14 protein-coding genes are annotated in these 16,749 nt (G+C 54.3%); 9 read left to right on the top strand and 5 right to left on the bottom strand.

What is annotated here, in order from left to right; all coding sequences use genetic code 11:
- Window positions 1-172 precede the first annotated feature (172 nt).
- The 4 genes from tesB (at window position 173) to ACJAXR_RS08180 (ending at window position 4,838) form a co-directional block, all read left to right on the top strand.
- Complete coding sequence (gene tesB, locus ACJAXR_RS08165; RefSeq protein ID WP_415057762.1) at window positions 173-1,036, top strand: acyl-CoA thioesterase II; 864 nt, start codon at window positions 173-175, stop codon at window positions 1,034-1,036.
- A 3-nt stretch (window positions 1,037-1,039) separates the two neighbouring features.
- Window positions 1,040-1,639, top strand: coding sequence for an HAD family hydrolase (locus ACJAXR_RS08170; protein ID WP_415057763.1), 600 nt, complete (start codon window positions 1,040-1,042; stop codon window positions 1,637-1,639).
- 100 nt (window positions 1,640-1,739) lie between these two features.
- Entirely contained in the window at window positions 1,740-2,756 is a 1,017-nt protein-coding gene (locus tag ACJAXR_RS08175; protein ID WP_415057764.1) for an HDOD domain-containing protein, read from the top strand.
- A gap of 45 nt (window positions 2,757-2,801) precedes the next feature.
- Entirely contained in the window at window positions 2,802-4,838 is a 2,037-nt protein-coding gene (locus ACJAXR_RS08180; protein ID WP_415057765.1) for an LTA synthase family protein, read from the top strand.
- A gap of 40 nt (window positions 4,839-4,878) precedes the next feature.
- On the opposite strand, the gene nadC is transcribed toward ACJAXR_RS08180, so the two are convergent.
- Together nadC and ACJAXR_RS08190 are read right to left on the bottom strand one after the other, a co-directional pair.
- Window positions 4,879-5,727 (bottom strand): carboxylating nicotinate-nucleotide diphosphorylase, encoded by an 849-nt coding sequence (nadC, locus tag ACJAXR_RS08185; RefSeq protein WP_415057766.1) that lies wholly within the window; start codon window positions 5,725-5,727, stop codon window positions 4,879-4,881.
- Between the two features lie 93 nt (window positions 5,728-5,820).
- Window positions 5,821-7,188: an alanine/glycine:cation symporter family protein gene (locus ACJAXR_RS08190; RefSeq protein ID WP_415057767.1), complete on the bottom strand. Its 1,368-nt coding sequence runs from the start codon at window positions 7,186-7,188 to the stop codon at window positions 5,821-5,823.
- A 322-nt stretch (window positions 7,189-7,510) separates the two neighbouring features.
- Between ACJAXR_RS08190 and ACJAXR_RS08195 the strand changes: the two genes are divergently transcribed.
- The 4 genes from ACJAXR_RS08195 to ACJAXR_RS08210 all read left to right on the top strand — a co-directional run bounded on the left by ACJAXR_RS08195 (window position 7,511) and on the right by ACJAXR_RS08210 (window position 13,550).
- Window positions 7,511-9,880 carry a DUF1631 domain-containing protein gene (locus ACJAXR_RS08195; RefSeq protein WP_415057768.1) on the top strand — a complete coding sequence of 790 codons (2,370 nt, stop codon included), beginning with the start codon at window positions 7,511-7,513 and terminating at the stop codon, window positions 9,878-9,880.
- A gap of 63 nt (window positions 9,881-9,943) precedes the next feature.
- Window positions 9,944-10,495, top strand: a complete 552-nt coding sequence (gene ampD / locus ACJAXR_RS08200; RefSeq protein ID WP_415057769.1) for a 1,6-anhydro-N-acetylmuramyl-L-alanine amidase AmpD — start codon at window positions 9,944-9,946, stop codon at window positions 10,493-10,495.
- A 16-nt stretch (window positions 10,496-10,511) separates the two neighbouring features.
- A complete protein-coding gene (gene ampE, locus ACJAXR_RS08205; RefSeq protein ID WP_415057770.1) occupies window positions 10,512-11,336 on the top strand; it encodes a regulatory signaling modulator protein AmpE in 825 nt (274 codons plus the stop codon).
- A gap of 195 nt (window positions 11,337-11,531) precedes the next feature.
- Entirely contained in the window at window positions 11,532-13,550 is a 2,019-nt protein-coding gene (locus tag ACJAXR_RS08210) for a methyl-accepting chemotaxis protein (protein ID WP_415057771.1), read from the top strand.
- Between the two features lie 48 nt (window positions 13,551-13,598).
- On the opposite strand, the gene ACJAXR_RS08215 is transcribed toward ACJAXR_RS08210, so the two are convergent.
- From ACJAXR_RS08215 to ACJAXR_RS08225, 3 genes are all read right to left on the bottom strand, one after another.
- A complete protein-coding gene (locus tag ACJAXR_RS08215) occupies window positions 13,599-14,165 on the bottom strand; it encodes a cob(I)yrinic acid a,c-diamide adenosyltransferase (RefSeq protein WP_415057772.1) in 567 nt (188 codons plus the stop codon).
- Window positions 14,166-14,258: 93 nt separating this feature from the next.
- Complete coding sequence (locus tag ACJAXR_RS08220) at window positions 14,259-15,176, bottom strand: 2-dehydropantoate 2-reductase (protein ID WP_415057773.1); 918 nt, start codon at window positions 15,174-15,176, stop codon at window positions 14,259-14,261.
- 5 nt (window positions 15,177-15,181) lie between these two features.
- On the bottom strand, window positions 15,182-16,147 hold the full coding sequence (locus ACJAXR_RS08225; protein ID WP_415057774.1) for a response regulator: 966 nt from the start codon (window positions 16,145-16,147) through the stop codon (window positions 15,182-15,184).
- Between the two features lie 105 nt (window positions 16,148-16,252).
- Between ACJAXR_RS08225 and ACJAXR_RS08230 the strand changes: the two genes are divergently transcribed.
- Window positions 16,253-16,738: a YajQ family cyclic di-GMP-binding protein gene (locus tag ACJAXR_RS08230; RefSeq protein ID WP_415057775.1), complete on the top strand. Its 486-nt coding sequence runs from the start codon at window positions 16,253-16,255 to the stop codon at window positions 16,736-16,738.
- Window positions 16,739-16,749: the final 11 nt, after the last annotated feature.

Raw genomic sequence — 16,749 nt, forward strand, 5'->3', positions numbered from 1 at the left:
CTGTTACTAAATACAATCCCATTATGGATGCGTCGGGTACGCCGCAACAAGCGTACAAGCATTACCAAAAACTGCAGGTTAATGGTTAGAATGACCCGCTTTGCGACACACTGTCGCATGCTCAATAGGTTTGCCGTCCGTTTGGGCGGCTGTTGTCGAGGAACCGATTATCATGACCAAAATGCTGGATGACCTGGTTAGCCTCCTGGCGCTGGAGAAGATCGAGGAAAACCTGTTTCGCGGGAGAAGTCAGGACCTGGGCTTCAAGCAACTATTTGGCGGTCAGGTATTGGGCCAATCGCTGTCTGCGGCTAGCCAGACGGTTGACGCCGAACGTCATGTGCATTCGGTGCATGGGTATTTCCTTCGTGCCGGTGATCCCACTCTACCGATCGTGTATCAAGTGGATCCTTTGCGCGACGGAGGCAGCTTCACCACCCGGCGGGTGCAGGCGATCCAGAAAGGCAAGCCGATCTTCACGATGATCTCCTCTTTTCAGGGAGATGAGGAAGGTTTTACCCATCAGTCCCAGATGCCGGATGTCCCTGCACCGGAAACCTTGCGCAGCGAAACCCAGTTAACTCGCGATAATCAGCATCTGCTTAATGAGAAAGTGCGAGACAAGGTTCTGGTCGAAAAACCAATCGAAATCCGTCCGGTTGGTGTTTTCAATCCGTTTGATCCCCAGCCAACGGAGCCGGTGCGCCATGTTTGGTTCCGCGCCGATGGTCGTCTACCGGATGACCCTCAGTTACACCGTTACCTGCTGGCGTATGCTTCTGATTTTCATTTGCTTGGCACCGCCATGCTGCCCCACGGCATATCCTCATGGTCGCGTGACATGCAAGTGGCGAGCCTGGATCATTCACTGTGGTTTCACCAGCCGCTGCGTATGGATGACTGGTTGCTCTACGCAATGGACAGTCCCTCGGCGAGTGGCTCCCGAGGTCTGTCGCGCGGCCAGATATTTACCCGTGAGGGTGTATTGGTCGCTTCGGTGACTCAGGAATCGCTGATGCGTAAGGTCGAGCGTTAACCTATGAATGATATAAAAGCATGGATATTCGATCTCGATGGCACGCTGACGCTGGCTCAACACGATTTTCCAGCCATACGCCGAGAGCTCGGCATACCCGCGCAAGACGATATCCTGACTTATCTGAAAGGTTTGCCCGAAGCGCAGGCCCAGGTCCTGAATAAACAGCTCGACGCTATCGAGTTGCGCCTAGCCCGAGATGTGGCGCCCGCTCCCGGCGCTGCATCGTTGATTCGCCACTTGCGCAGCAGTGGTAAGCATGTCGGTATTCTTACTCGTAATCTGCACGCGGTAGCGGTATCGTCCCTAGAGGTGTTGGGTATTGCCGACTGCTTTACCCCGCAGAGTATTCTCGGGCGAGACGAGGCCTCACCGAAACCGGATCCAGCAGGCATTCATCATTTGCTCGATCTTTGGTCGGTTTCGCCAGACCACGCCATAATGGTCGGCGATTTTCGCTTTGATCTTGAGGCTGGTCGTGCGGCTGGCTGTCGAACCTGTCTGCTCCATGCAGACAATAGTTGGCCTGACCTGGCCGACTGGCATTTTGACAATTGTGAGAATTTACTCGGCCGCTTGCAAGATTCATCCCGTAGCAATTGAGCCTGCCCTGGCCGCTATCGATGTTTCTCGGTATGCCTATATGAGACGCTATCATGTGCGGTTAAAGATTCACCGATCCAGCTTTGCGGAAGTGCTCTGAATGTGGATCAAAATAAAGACGTTTTTTCTTCCCGGTCAGCGCCGAGCGCCCCGATCGTCTGTAGCGACTGCTATCGAGTTGCCTGTCGTTTTGGACGAGGGCGTGGCGTTGGACGCAGACGAGCGCATCGAGCAGGTGTTCATGGACATGCTGTTTGGCATAAGCCCTGCGCAAGATGCGCCACTCAATGGTTTTGAACGCAAGGCACTTAAAGCGTTTGCTGCGGTATTGGATGCTAACCTTTCGGATAATCAACTGGTTCCGCGTTTGCCTACGGTGCTACCTCGGCTGATGAGCGCCTTTCGCGACCCCACCACCACCTCCAAAGAAATGGCAGATTTGATCGGGCGAGATATTATGACGCTCAGCGAGGTCATTCGGCTCGCCAATAGTCCCTTCTATCGACGAGCCATTGAAACCCGTAGCGTCGAACAGGCAGTCAATGTGATCGGCCGTATAGGCTTGCAGCAGATGGTTGCCAATTTGCTTGTCAGGCCTATTTTCAGCGAGCGTCAGGGGCATTTCAGCGCGATCGCTGGCGCACTCCTGTGGGAGCAGTCAGAGAAGACCGCAGTGGTCGCTGCAGCGCTTGCCGGTCGATGCAAAGCCGACGAGTTCAGTGCTTATCTGGCGGGTATCTCCAGCAATCTTGGTCTGGTGATCGGATGCCGTATATTGGATAACGCGTATGACGGCACTCAGTTGCCAAGCAGTCTATTGTTTCGGACCCGTTGGCTGAAAATCGCCCGACAACTGACTTCACGGGTTGTTAGAGTCTGGGATTTCCCTGATGCGGCCTGTGTCATGCTGGAGCAACTCTGCGAGTCCTCTGTGCCAAAGCTTGCGCCCGATACCCTGCGGCTGAATCGGGCGCAGCATTTGAGTCAGTTTCATTGCCTGCAAACCAGAGATCGTCTGCCCGTGCCCGACACGCAGTCTGAAACTGCTGCAGCCGGAGACAGCGCTTTCGTATTGGCAATGAAGGTCCTGGCTCGTCTTGAGGGTCGCAAGAACTAAAGACAGCCGTTATCGCATCAAAAAAACTTTTATCAGGAGTGTGTTATGGGTTGGTTACGATCTCGCCGCCTGCATTACTTTTTGGGTGGCGTGGCCATTTTATGGTCTCTGTTGCTGGCCTTGCGGGGGGTATTTCTATTTGGATTTTCATCAGTTAGTCCAGGAGCAGGCCAATCCTGGGCGGTGGTGTTGGAGACGCTGGGCATAGGCGTCCGCTTTGACCTCAGGCTGGCTATTTTGCTGTTGCTGCCCGCCATGTTGCTGGCCTGGTTACCAATATGGAATAGCATGCGAGTCAGCTCGCTGCGCTGGGTTAGTCGCGTCTATTTGCTGATCGCGCTGGCAGTGGTGCTTTTCATGTACATCATTGATTTCGGGCACTACGCCTATCTTGGTGTACGCCTGAATGCGTCAGCCCTCAAATTTATCGAAGATGCGGGTATTTCCCAGCAGATGGTCTGGGAGAGCTATCCAGTGATCTGGATTACGCTGGCCTGGCTGGTGATGTTACTGGGCAGTTTCTGGGCACTAGTCCGGTTAGAACGTGCAACCCTGGACCGGTCGGATACCCGTATCGGGCTGGGATCGCGGATCTGGGGCAGCTGTCTTATGGTGGTTATCGTCTTTTTGGCGATTCTTGGACGTTTCAGCAACATCAATCTGGAAAACCCGGTGCCGTTACGCTGGAGCGATGCATTTTTCTCGGGCGACAGTCAGGTAGGCGCCCTTGGCATCAACCCGGTTATCTTTTTCTATGACACTATTTTCATCCCCCAGGAGCGTTACGACCTGGCACAAGTTCGTGCGCATTACTCCGCGGTAAGTGCTTACCTGGGCGTGGCCGAACCAGATGCGAAAAAACTGACGTTAGATCGGCAAGTGACTATGCAGCCGCATCGTCTGGATACGCCCCAGCGTCCTAACGTGGTGTTCATCATGCTTGAGTCTCTGGGTACCACCGCAGTAGGCGCCTATGGGAATCCTATTAACCCGACGCCGAACCTGGATCGGATGGCCTCCGAAAGCTGGTTCTTCCGACATTTTTATGTGCCGGTAACCGGTACAGCTAAAACGGTATGGGCAAGTATCACCGGTATTCCTGACGTGTCTCGTTCCGAAACCGCAACGCGCAATCCACTGATAACCAATCAGCACACGCTGATCAATGCGCTGGAGGGGTACAACAAGATCTACACCATCGGCGGCAGCTCCGGTTGGGCGAATATGAACGGGCTGATCCGCCAGAGCATTGATGGCGTGACTCTGTATGAGGAAGGTTTCTGGCAAGCAAGGAATGCAGACGTCTGGGGTATCTCCGATTTGGATCTGTTCAAGGAGACTGACAAATTACTCCGCCAGTTACCCAGTGATCAGCCCTTCTTCGCTTATATCCAGACAGCGGGTAATCACCGACCCTTTACTATTCCGCCCGATAATGATGGTTTTGAAGTGCTCGAGCCAAGTCTGGAGGAAGTGCAGGCAGCGGGTTCGCGGAGTGTGGAGCAGTACAATGCGGCGCGCCTGCTGGACTTTAATCTGGGCCGGCTGATGGACATGGCGAGGGAAAGTGGATATTTCGATAACACTATCTTCGTGATGTTTGGTGACCACAATACGCGTATCGCCAATATTGATTATATGAAACCCGCCTTTGCCCAGTTGGGATTGGAAAGCAACAATACGCCGCTGCTGATCTACGCACCCAAGTTGCTGGCGCCGCGGGAGTTCGATGAAGCTGTTGGCCTGACTGACCTGCTCCCTACCATCGCGAGCCTGGTTGGTTACGAATATGACAACCGTACGCTGGGGCGCGATCTATTGCAGCCTGCCCCGGAGGGTGAGCGGGTGGTGCCACTCGTACTGCGTGAAGGTACTTTTCCGTTGATTGGCGCTGTCAGCAAGGATTTCCTGCTACAGATGAATTATGACGGTAGCGAACCCAGTCTGCATGATCTGCATTCGGACACACCGCTGGACAATGTGGCTGAGCGTTATCCGGAGGAATACCTGCGTTTCTTACCGCTGACACGCGGACTTTATGAAACCTCACGCTACATGCTTTACGAGAACGTTCGTGACTGATCGAAAGGCATGAAAAAACCGGCCCAGGCCGGTTTTTTCATCACATGCTCAGGCGCATGGATAAGTCCACTGCCTTGACGTCCTTGGTCAGGCTGCCGATCGAAATAAAGTCTACCCCGGTTTGCGCCACGGCTCTCAGTGTTGCCTCTGTAATACCTCCGGAGGCTTCCAGAGCCGCTCGGCCGCCAGTCAGTCTGACCGCTTCGCGCATTTCGTCGAGGCTGAGTTCGTCGAGCATGATGATGTCAGCCCCGGCAGTAAGCGCCTGTTGCAGCTCATCAAGGTTTTCGACTTCGACTTCTACCAGTTTGCCTGGAGACAGACTACGTGCTTGCTGGACTGCTTCAGGAATGCCGCCGCAAGCAGCTATGTGGTTTTCTTTGATGAGGAAAGCATCGAATAGACCAATACGATGATTGTGACAACCACCACAGGTCACCGCGTACTTTTGTGCCATGCGCAGGCCGGGAAGCGTTTTGCGGGTATCGAGCAGCTGCACCCCGGTACCGGTTACAAGGTCTGCAAAATGACGGCTGCGTGTGGCTGTAGCCGAGAGTGTTTGGATAAAGTTCATCGCACTGCGCTCGGCAGTCAGCAAGCCTCGTGCCGGACCATTGAGAACGCAAAACACCTGATCCGCTTTCATGGCGTCGCCGTCCTTAACCAGCCACTGACAACTGATCTGTGGGTCTACCTGGCGGAATACCTCGCTAGCCCAGGCGGATCCACAGAAAACAGCCGCCTCACGGGTGAGAATGCGGGCGCTGGCATGGCGATCGGCGGGGATCAGCTCCGCGGTGATGTCACCGGAGCCGACGTCTTCAGCCAGTGCGCGACGTACGTCGTTTTCGATGACATGGTGCAGGCTGTCTAGGGTCAGATTGGGCATGGGCGGGGCTCCGTCGCGGTTGGCGTCAGCTGGCGAGTATACCTTATCAAGCGCAAAAGACCCGCCCGGGGAGGGCGGGTGTATACGGCGGACCTATTTGTCCTCGAGCCGGTTGATTGGATCGTTGAAATAGTCCCGAGTCAGCTTGAATACCACCGGGCTAAGCAGGAGCAAAGCAATCAAATTCGGAATGGCCATCATCGCGTTGAGTGTATCGGCAACCAGCCACAGGCTACCCAGATCAACAATGGGTAGCGTGCCCAATGGTATCGCCAGCACCCAGAGTATTCGAAACGGGATATTCGACTTTTCACCAAACAGGAACTGAGTGCATTTTTCGCCGTAGAAGCTCCAGCCGATAATGGTGGTAAAGGCGAAGATGGCCAGACCTATGCTCACGATATATTGCCCCCAGCCACCCGGCAGCCCGATATTGAAGGCATGTGCGGACATGGATGCGCCATTTTCACCGCTCTGCCATGCACCGGTAACCATGATAACCAGGCCGGTAATCGAGCAGATAACGATGGTGTCGATAAAGGTTCCAAGCATCGCTACCGTACCTTGACGAACCGGGTTGCTGGTTTTAGCGGCTGCGTGGGCAATCGGGGCGCTGCCCAGGCCTGCTTCGTTAGAGAATACGCCACGGGCTATGCCGAAACGCATCGCTGCCCAGATGGTCGCACCGGCAAAACCGCCAGCGGCTGCGGCGGGGTTGAATGCATGGTAGAAAATCAGTCCAAAGGCTTCGGGCAGTTCTGATGCGTGCATTATCAATATGATCAGACCTCCGCCGACATAAAATAACGCCATGATCGGCACCAGTTTGCCAGCCACATCACCGATGCGTTTAATTCCCCCTATCAGGACTAGAGCGACAAGTACAGCGATGACTATTCCGGTCATCAACGGCGCAATGCCGAAGGTACTCTCCAGCGCATCGGCAACCGAATTGGATTGGATGGTGTTGCCGATGCCGAAGCCGGCAAGCATGCCAAAGATGGCAAAGAGCACGCCCAGCCACTTCCATTTCTTGCCCAATCCGTTTTTGATGTAGTACATCGGACCGCCGACGTGGTTGCCGAGGGCGTCTTTTTCGCGAAAATGCACTGCCAGCGCCGCTTCACAGAACTTGGTCGCCATGCCAACTATGGCGATAGCCCACATCCAGAAAAGAGCGCCGGGGCCGCCGAAGAACAAAGCAGTCGCGACACCGGCAATATTACCCGTGCCAACGGTGGCAGACAGAGCAGTCATCAGCGCGTTGAAGGGGCTTATGTCACCTTCAGCGGTGCTTTTACGTCCACGCCACAGCATTTTGAAGCCGAAACCCAGTCTGCGCTGGGGAATCAACTTGAGGCCGAGGGTCAGATACAGGCCGGTGCCTGCCAGCAACGCCAGCATAGCCGGTCCCCAGACAACGCCATTGATAGTGCCGATGTACGCAACTATTGCATCCATTGAAATACTGCTCCAGAAGTCTGCTATGTTTTATTTTTACGTGCTGGCACAGAATAACCTGTGTCGGCTGCTGGGGCCTGCGGGCTGGCGTCTATTTGTGTCACCAATGCGTCGGGTGGTGTTCGGTCTACAGGGTAGGAAATGTGAACCTGTTCAAGGAAATAGAACACGGGCCTGATGATTCTTTAAAAGTATGTATACTAATTTTTAATTTGACGCCAACTATATGACATACGGAAAGCAGTGCGAGATGGATCATCGCGGTTTATGAGAGCTCCGCTGGCGTTGGTCATGACGGTCTCAGATCGTCTGGAGAATGGGTATGGTGCGCGATCCAAAAATCATCAACTTTTTGTCCGCCCCAGGGTCGACCAATAAGGTGAATCCTGAGCGTTTCTCAACGCTCCCGGCTTCGCTGATAGCGCTACGCAAGGACGCTGTAGAATTTATCAAGGCGCGCTTGACAGCGCTTTTTGATAATGCTGACGATAGCCTGTTTGAGATGGCCGATCGTGCTGGCAATAATACTGACCAGACTCTTTTCTTTGAGGCCATGCGAGCCTTGCGTTTGCAGCGCCACGGAATTACTACCCGTTGCTGCCAGCATTTTGTGCGGGAAATGGAAGCGCTCAATGGCTTGGCTGCGGTCCCGCCAGTAAGGCCGGAGCTGAACTTCGCAGTGGATTCTCTGGCTCTGGTTCAGCCCGATGAGCTGGAAGAAACGGTCGCGCTGGATAGCATGGTGGGGCGGGTGATTGGCCGCAATAAGCAGGCTTTGACCTATCTTGCCATCAGATTGAACAGTTTGGTGAAAGCGCCGGTCGACGAGCAAAACAACCCCTTAGGGCCAGCAATGCTGGCACAGATATTTGTTGATGCCCTGAGCGATATGACCCTAGACATCAAAGTCCGGTTGATTGTCCTCAAACTCTTCGAACGTTATGTATTCAATTCGGTTGACTCGTTCATTGAAGCGGCCAACACACAGTTGATTAATGCAGGTGTACTCCCCGATTTAAAAGCTAGCAGTCCTGTGCGACGGCAGCAACCGACTTCTGGGTTCTTAGGCCGCTCCGCTGAGAGTACGCCTTCTGGCCATGAAAGCGATGACCAACAACGTGTGCTCTCACTGTTCAGCGAGCTGATAGGCAATTGGCGGCACGCGAGTGGTGACTCTGCATTATCGAGGGTATCGGGCTCATCCCTTGCGCCGCTACACAGTAACGAACTGCTGGATGTTTTGGCGCAATTACCCGTGGAAGAAATGAGCGGAAACGGGTCAATACGTCAGGATCTACGTATCCACATTAATCAGTTGCTGCGTGCCCGGCGTGATCATCAAGGCCATCAACGCTCACTGGACCGGATTGATGAAGACGTTATCAGTCTGGTGTCTATGCTGTTTGATTTTATTCTGGATGATCCGCAATTGCCTGCTGCGCTGAAAGCGATGATCGGCCGGTTGCAGCTCCCGATTCTGCGACTGGCCATTGCTGACAAGCGTTTCTTCGGTCAGTCAAGTCATCCCGCGCGCAGATTGTTGAATGAACTGGCGCGCGCCACCATGGGCTGGAATGATCAGGACGACCTGCGTCGCGATCAGCTGCACGTATTGCTTGAGAGTATCGTTCAGCGGTTGCTTGCCGAAGCTGATCCTCAGCCAGAGCTTTTCTCGGTCATGCATGGGGAGTTGACCAGTTTCGTCAAAGTCGAGAGGCGCCGCTCCGATCTCCTGGAGCAGCGCACCCGTGACGCCGAAGAAGGTAAGGCACGGATCGACGCAGCGAGAGTTCAGGTGGCCACTTCCCTCAATCGTATGCTTATGGGCAGGACGCTCCCGGTATTTGTCGTGGACTTGTTGCGCGACACCTGGAGCCAGGTGATGCAGATGACCTGCTTGCGCGAGGGGCCGGACTCTCCCGCTGTGCTGGCAGCTGAAAACACTGCGCAGCAGTTGCTCGACAGTGTTGAGCAACTGGGTCAGGGTGATGCAGTCCAGCGTGAAGCCTTGAATCTGGCTGTACGTGAGGCCCTGGCTGACGGCTTTAGCCTACTGGGTATGCACGCACAGCAGGGAGCCCCACTGCTGGTGAGACTCAAGCAGCTACAACAGGTCATGTTGCAAGGTGTTGAACCGGTCGCTGACATAGACAAGTCTGTGAGTTTGCAAGCCGAGTCTCAGGCCGATGAGCGCCAGGAATTGCCGTCAGTTGAGGCGGGAGAAGCGCTGGAGTGGACTCAGGCCAAAATGCCAATATCAGATGCCAGTGTCAGTTCCAAGGAAATGGGTCCGACTCTCAAGCCTGCCGAAGGCGTCCCGATGCCCGTAGTCGAGATTCGTGAACCCATATTGCGCGAAGGCAATGCGTTTGCTGAGCAATCCTCTGCCGCTCCCGACGCGCATGCGAGTGCTTGGGTAGAACAGTTGCACACAGGTAGCTGGTTCGAGTTACAGATCAATACGCAAGCTTTACCGCAGCGTTGTAAGCTGGCCGCTATTATCAGTTTCAGTGGCAAGTATATCTTTGTTAATCGGGGAGGCATGAAGGTGGCTGAGTATTCTGCAGTGGAGCTTGCCAGGCATCACACCCAGAGTCTTATCCGTTTATTGAACGACAACCAGCTTTTCGATCGCGCCTTGGAGTCGGTTATTGGCAATTTACGCCAATTGCAGGCTGGCAAAAATCCGTGATACGGGCTGTGCTATCCGACGAGCAGCCTGCTAGCATAGGGGTTTTGTCGGACACCCTACGCTATGCACATACGCATCGAGGACGGCTGGGCGAGCGGAGTGCAGATATGCCCTTCGCCTCATTGCAATAGTCGTCTGCCAGCCGAGCTAATTTCTTTACTGGTCATCCACAATATCAGTCTCCCTCCGGGTGAATTCGGTGGTGGTTTTGTGCAGGCGTTTTTCTTAGGTTCAATCGATTCAGAGCAACATCCCTATTTTGCCCAGATAGCCTCTCTTCGGGTGTCCGCGCATTTCCTTATCGAGCGTCACGGCGACATTACTCAATTCGTTTCGTGTCTCGAACGAGCCTGGCATGCTGGTACGTCTTTGTATAACGGACGCCCCGATTGTAATGACTACTCCATTGGGATCGAACTTGAAGGTACCGATACTCAACCTTACACCGATGCGCAGTATCACAGCTTGCTGCAGCTCACTCGAGGGCTTCGCGAGGCGTTCCCTGCCATTAGTCCTTATCGTATAACCGGCCATGAGTTCATAGCGCCTCAGCGCAAGACTGATCCGGGTCCTTCTTTTGATTGGCGTCGTTATCTGGCCGCTTTGGCAGGGTGACATGGGAGCAAGTCTGATGAGTTTTCTGGTTCTATTGTTGGTGGTATTGATCCTGCGGTTCACTCCGTGGCGCCATGGTTTTCCGACCGACCTGGTCGAGCGCTGGGTGCGTTTTGCACGGGACCGTTGTCAGCTGAGACCTGTATGGCAGGTGTTGGTAATGATGGCTCTGCCGTTGTTTGTGGCGGGCTGGCTGCTTTGGGTCTTGCAGGGGCATGCTTATGGCTTGCTGACATTGTTGGCTCATGTGGTTCTGGTATTGGTCACGGTGGGCCGCAGGGACCCCCTGCGAACGATGGCAAGCGCTTTCGAGGAAGCCTGGCAGCGTGGCGATAAAGAAGCGGCCAACCACATCGCCCTTCGAGATATGCAATTGGCCAGCGATGGTCCTGAAGCACTGCTGCACAGTGTCGATGCCTGCATTGCCCGTGCTACTTTCAGAGACTACGTCACGCCCGTATTCTGGTATCTCCTGCTGGGGCCGCTAGGACCGCTGGGCTATCGCTTTTTGGAAAGGTTTGAATCGCTGGGTGAGCATCCGGCGCTGGCCTCCGTAAGGCGAATCACCCACGCTCTTGAATGGCTCCCGGCGCGATTGTTCGTTGTTAGTATGGCATTGGTAGGTGATTTTGATCGCACGCTGGGTTCTCTCAGAATAGGCTTATTGCGTTGGGACTCCAGTGCGGACGCGGTGGTTGCAAGCTGCACCTCAAGTGCCCTGGGCGATGACCAGCACAACGACTGTGCTTTAATGGCAATCCTGAAACCGGTGCGTACGCTGATGGTGCGTAGTTTGGCGGTTTGGGCTGTCTGTATTGCTTTCATTAGTTTGCTTGGCTAAAGATGTCAGCGCTAGCGCCGATAGCTCAGTAAGAGACAGCAGGCGCGACCCTTAATGGTGCGTCCACCGCTTGCATGGAAAGAAAAGAAAGCACTTGAGCTTCAGATAGAATAAAAAATTGGCCCGACTTGGATTTGTCACAGGGTCGTTTCCTCTCGCGATTGGCGGGAAAAGTGTAGTTGAGGAGAAGCATGCGTGAATAGTCTGATGGCCCCAGCCATAGCGTTGATGAACCGTTTGAGCTACGGCATGAAATTCTGCTTGATCAGTGTTCTGTTTTTTGTACCCCTCGGCATCGTCAGTAGCATGCTTGTCCAGCAAGCTTATGATCGCGTTCAGATCACCCAGCGGGCGCTTGACGGCATGACACTGGTTGAGCAGAACCTGACGCTCATGCGTGATGCCGAAATGCTGCGCGATCTGGATATGGTCCTTAATCAGTTGGGCCAGGGCGAGTACGCAGCTGATCTGGAAAAACGTACCGAGGTCCTGCGTGGCCGAGTGATCGCTGCACTTGAGGGGCTGGACCTAGATCCGGATGACCCTCAGGCGAGTGATCTGCGCACTAAACGCGATGGGTTGGTGCAGGCCTACCAGCAGGCGGCCAAGGAGTCTGTTCGCAACCGGGGTGCATTGACGAGTCTGGCTTTGGGTGAGCTGTCTTCGCTGCTGAGTTTCAGTGCGGCCTACGCGGGACTGCCGCAGGATTATGATCGCAATATTCGACAACTCTCCGATCTGTTGATCAACGTTACTCCTCCTATTACCCAGGCACTAGGCAGCGGCCGCTCGGTTGGCGCCTATTCCATTGGCCTGGGCTATCTCAATTCGGATGCCAGCCGCGACATGGATGATCTGTTCGAGAGCATGCAGAAGTTGCGCGGTGACTACGAGCAAACCTTGGGAATGGTGCTCGCAGGGGATGAAGTGAGTGGCTTGCGCGGCGCAGGTCAGGTCAGTCTTGAGAGTCTTGATACCGCTGCGCGTATCTTTGAGGACGACATCATTTTGGCCAGTACGTTGCCTGGAAGCTGGTTGGATTACTTCAGCCAGCTTACCACCGAGATTGACAAGACCTATGCGTTCAATCAGAACGTACTGGAAACCCTGACTCAGGTACTAACCCAGCGGCTAGGGGAAAATATTCGAGCTATGACAGTTCTGATTATATCGTTGTCGGCCGTTGGTTTGCTGATCATCTACTTGTACGCCGGTTTTTACATGGCTACGCGTCGCACGCTGAAACGCCTGTCTACCTTGATGGGTCAAGTAGCAGATGGCGACATGACGGTGCATGTCGAGGTGGACAGCCGTGATGAGCTAGGTGCTCTGGCGAACGATTTTAATGACACCGTGCGGCGCATTCGAGACCTGATTACTCAGGTTAGTCAGACCGCGGGCCAAGTGGATCAACAGTCGCGTCAAGTGGAAATAATCTCCGGCGAAAGCAGTAAGGCTGTCGCCTCACAACGGTCGCAGATCGAGCAGGTAGCCACCGCGATGAACGAAATGTCGGCAACCTCTCAGGAAGTTGCCCGCAGCGCGGCGAATGCAGTGACCAGTGCTGGTTTGGTTAACAAAGAGACGCTGGCTGGCCGACAGCTCGTTGAATCCTCTGTGGATGGCATCGAAAAGCTGGCGAGCGAGATCGAGAACTCGGTCAAAGCTATTAATCAGTTGGCCGATGACAGCTCTTCCATCAGCCGTGTACTGGAGGTCATCAAGGGGGTTGCCGAGCAGACCAATTTGTTGGCGCTTAACGCAGCCATTGAAGCCGCCAGAGCGGGCGAGCAAGGTCGCGGTTTTGCGGTTGTCGCCGACGAGGTACGCACGTTGGCGCGGCGCACGCAGCAATCGACTGAAGAGATTGAACAGATGATTGCGCGACTGCAGAGTGGCGTCAGTGGTGCGGTTAAAGCGATGGGTGCCAGCCACGGGATGACCGGTGCTACAGTGGATTCATCGCTGAAGGTGCAGGACGCCCTGGCCAATATTCTCAGGGCAGTCAACCAGATCGTCGATCAGAGCGAACAGATAGCCGCGGCGGCCGAAGAGCAGACAGCAGTCAGTCACGATATCGACAAGAATATTGTCGAGATCAATCAGGTCAGCGACCGTACTGCTGAAGGTGCGCGTCAGACTGAAGAGTCAAGTAATCGCATGGGGCAGCTCGTCAAAGAGCTGCAGCTGATCATCAGCGCGTTTCGCGTCTGATTCTGGCCAGGCAGAAGCGTTTTCAAGCGCTACTGCCTGGTATCTCCCTTACTCCTGAGGCCGTGGCTTCGATTGCCAGAGTACTTCAGGCGTTTGTTCCTGCCTGGCAATGGTCCTAGCCAGCACGAAAAGTAAGTCCGATAACCTGTTGAGATAGATTCTTGCCTGAGTGTTCACGGTTTCTTCGTTGGCTAGCGTCAAGTAGCGGCGTTCCGCGCGTCGACAGACGCTGCGGGCAAGATGGGCACTAGCAATACAGCGTGAGCCGCCGGGAAGGATGAAGTTCTTGAGCGGTTCGAGGTCGGCGTTGTAACCATCTATCATCTCTTCCAGATGGGTCACGTCTGACTCTCCAATGATGTCGTATCCCGGTACCGCCAATTCGCCTCCGAGATCGAATAATCGATGTTGAATCGGTGCCAGGACTGCGCAAAGTGCTGATAGGTGCTGAATCTGCAGGTCAGCTATTAATACGCCGAGTACGCTGTTCAGCTCGTCGACAGTGCCCATCGCCTCAATGCGCGGATGGTCCTTATCAATCCGTCTGCCATCGGCCAGACCGGTTTTTCCCTCGTCGCCGGTACGGGTATAGAGTTTGCTCAAACGAAAGCCCATGATGCGGATATCCTGTGCGAAGTAGGGTTGATTTTGTGCATGATTTTCAATTGCAAAGCCTAGCCCGTATGTCTGACCGGTTAAAGGCTACGCTCAGTTAGTCGGCAGTCCATGCATTGCCAGATGTGTCTTTAGCGCCGCATAGAGGCGCTGCATCGCAGGCACTTCAAGACCTTGCCTGGCCGCCGTGCGGCAGGCATGCCCGAGTATAAAATCTATCTCGGTGCGGCGACGGGCATGCAGGTCCTGACGCATTGAAGAACTATTTGCCGCAGTTTTGTGGATAACCTGCACCAGTGTGTTGGGCAGTTCCGTTGCTTCAATCAGGCAACCCTGGCTGCGCAGCAGCATCTGTAGTTCGGTGATTAGCGCGGTGAGGTCGGCGCCTGCTCTTGCGGGTACCTGGCCGTTGGGACAATCGAATATAGCGGTGAAAGGATTGATTGCGCAGTTGATAGCTAGCTTTTGCCACAGCACACGTGAAATACGTGGCTCCCACTGCCATTCGAGCGCATCCGGCGTTAGCATTTGCAGCCATGTCGGGCGTTCGCCTCCGCTGTCGTCGCCAATGCGGGTGATGCCTTTGCCCGCCCAGACCACATGGCCAGGGGCAGCCATCCAGGCGCCATCGGTTACGCTGGCCCACAGCACCTGCTGATTTGGGCAAAGATCGGTCGCATATTGCTGGCTTCCGAGACCGTTTTGCAGCATGACAACAGTGTTCTGCGGATCTAGACGATTAGCCAAGGATGTTAGCGCCGCGGGGACGGCATAGGCCTTGGTCGCAACGATCAGATGATTCAGCGGTTCCTCGGCGCTGCACAATATGGCATTTATCTGCAGTTGCTGCGCCACACCATCCTGTTCCAGAGTAAGACGGTTGCCAATTGACTCCCAGGCTCTCAGGGCGTCTTTGTTACGCAGTAATAAGCGAACGTCGTAGCCAGCGCGCGCCAGACGGCCTGCCCAGAGAAGCCCAAGACTGCCGGCACCGAGAATATCGAACTTCATTGCGCTCAGCTCGTCGCAGTCCAGCGCACTTCGGTAATCAGACTCGTCTCGTAGGCTTTACTCAAGTGCTTCTCAACACGATCAAGTAACTCTGCCGCCGTGGGCAAGGCCTGTTTGTTATTCACTGAACATAATGCCATTCCGGCGCGCAAAGTCAGATAGCCCTCGCTGGTCTTGAACGCCTTGAGGTTCAATCCGTCGTGAAGACGTTTGAAACTTGCCGGTTTGCAATCAGCAGGATCGTCCGCGAGGGTCACGATAGCGAAGGTATTGTTCCCCACCCGTGCTATCACATCCGTAGGGCGGACAAGTTGCTGCAGCCGACGGGCAATCCCTTTGAGCAACTCATGTTGCACACCTTCGCCCAGACGCCCTGTCAGTTCATCCAGATTCTGAACCCCGAGTACGAGCGTGCAGCAAATCCCGCCGCGCGATTCGACAGTGCGCAACATGTCGTTCAAGCGCTGCAGCGTGTAACGTCGGTTACCTAGCGAGGTCAGGTTGTCTACCAGATTATGCTTTTCCAGCTGGCTGTTGTTACTGGCCAGCAGTTGATTCTCATCGAGAAGGCGATTGATCAGTTGAGACGTACGGTCGGCAGCATAAATACGTGGCAACAATTGCTCGTTCATTGAGGATTTGCTGATGAAATCATCTACACCGCGGTCGAATGCTTCGCTGAGGACGTTGTCCCCTTCGCGCGCGGTGAGCAATACCACGTAAGTGTAATGGTCGGTCTGCTCATCGGTCTGGCGAATCCGGGTAGTCAACTCCAGGCCGTCCATTTCCGGCATTAACCAATCAGCAACCATGACGCTGGCTGGGCGCTCTTCGTGCATTGCTAGGGCGTCCATCGCGGAACTGGCAAATCGGATATCGGCATAACCTGCGCGTGTCAGGTTGTGGCCGATGACCGCACTACTGAACTTGGTGTCATCGACCACCATGATACTGAGTTGCGGGTTGGGCATGAGGGAACTCCGAGTCTAATGTACTGATCGCGCTATAATGCCACGAGCATATACTGTTGTTTTACAATGTATGTCATAAAAATCAAGTTTAGTTGAGGTAAATGTATGCCTTCTTTTGATGTTGTCTCTGAATTGGACAAGCACGAAGTCACCAACGCCGTGGAAAACGCAATGAAGGACCTTGAGCGCCGTTATGACTTGCGTGGCAAGGGTAACTTCGAATTCAAGGACAAGGAATCATTGGTACATATGACCGGTGATGCCGAGTTTCAGCTCGAACAGATGCTAGAGATTCTCAAGGTCAATCTGGCCAAGCGCAAGATCGATGTGCAGTGTCTGGAGATCAAGACCGCCTTTGCATCAGGCAAGCAGGTCAAGCAGGATGTCCAGCTCAGGGAAGGCATAGACAAGGAATTGGCGAAAAAGATTGTCGCTATGATCAAGGAGTCAAAGGCCAAGGTACAGGCAGCTATTCAGGGTGAGCAGGTGCGTATTACCGGCAAGAAGCGCGATGATCTTCAGGAAGTAATGGCGTTGCTGCGGGGAGCCGATGTGGAAATGCCCCTGCAATTCAATAATTTCCGCGATTGAAGCGGACAGCA

The organism is Halopseudomonas sp., assembly GCF_047631575.1.
In the GTDB taxonomy this organism is placed as follows: Bacteria; Pseudomonadota; Gammaproteobacteria; order Pseudomonadales; family Pseudomonadaceae; genus Halopseudomonas.

Excerpts from the sequence above, each read along its gene's own strand:
- ampE (WP_415057770.1), top strand. The coding sequence starts at position 10,512 with ATGAGTTTTCTGGTTCTATTGTTGGTGGTATTGATCCTGCGGTTCACT.
- ACJAXR_RS08215 (WP_415057772.1), bottom strand. The coding sequence starts at position 14,165 with ATGGGCTTTCGTTTGAGCAAACTCTATACCCGTACCGGCGACGAGGGA.
- ACJAXR_RS08170 (WP_415057763.1), top strand. The coding sequence starts at position 1,040 with ATGAATGATATAAAAGCATGGATATTCGATCTCGATGGCACGCTGACG.
- ACJAXR_RS08195 (WP_415057768.1), top strand. The coding sequence starts at position 7,511 with ATGGTGCGCGATCCAAAAATCATCAACTTTTTGTCCGCCCCAGGGTCG.
- ampD (WP_415057769.1), top strand. The coding sequence starts at position 9,944 with ATGCACATACGCATCGAGGACGGCTGGGCGAGCGGAGTGCAGATATGC.
- ACJAXR_RS08220 (WP_415057773.1), bottom strand. The coding sequence starts at position 15,176 with ATGAAGTTCGATATTCTCGGTGCCGGCAGTCTTGGGCTTCTCTGGGCA.
- ACJAXR_RS08175 (WP_415057764.1), top strand. The coding sequence starts at position 1,740 with ATGTGGATCAAAATAAAGACGTTTTTTCTTCCCGGTCAGCGCCGAGCG.
- tesB (WP_415057762.1), top strand. The coding sequence starts at position 173 with ATGACCAAAATGCTGGATGACCTGGTTAGCCTCCTGGCGCTGGAGAAG.
- ACJAXR_RS08230 (WP_415057775.1), top strand. The coding sequence starts at position 16,253 with ATGCCTTCTTTTGATGTTGTCTCTGAATTGGACAAGCACGAAGTCACC.
- ACJAXR_RS08180 (WP_415057765.1), top strand. The coding sequence starts at position 2,802 with ATGGGTTGGTTACGATCTCGCCGCCTGCATTACTTTTTGGGTGGCGTG.
- ACJAXR_RS08190 (WP_415057767.1), bottom strand. The coding sequence starts at position 7,188 with ATGGATGCAATAGTTGCGTACATCGGCACTATCAATGGCGTTGTCTGG.
- ACJAXR_RS08225 (WP_415057774.1), bottom strand. The coding sequence starts at position 16,147 with ATGCCCAACCCGCAACTCAGTATCATGGTGGTCGATGACACCAAGTTC.
- nadC (WP_415057766.1), bottom strand. The coding sequence starts at position 5,727 with ATGCCCAATCTGACCCTAGACAGCCTGCACCATGTCATCGAAAACGAC.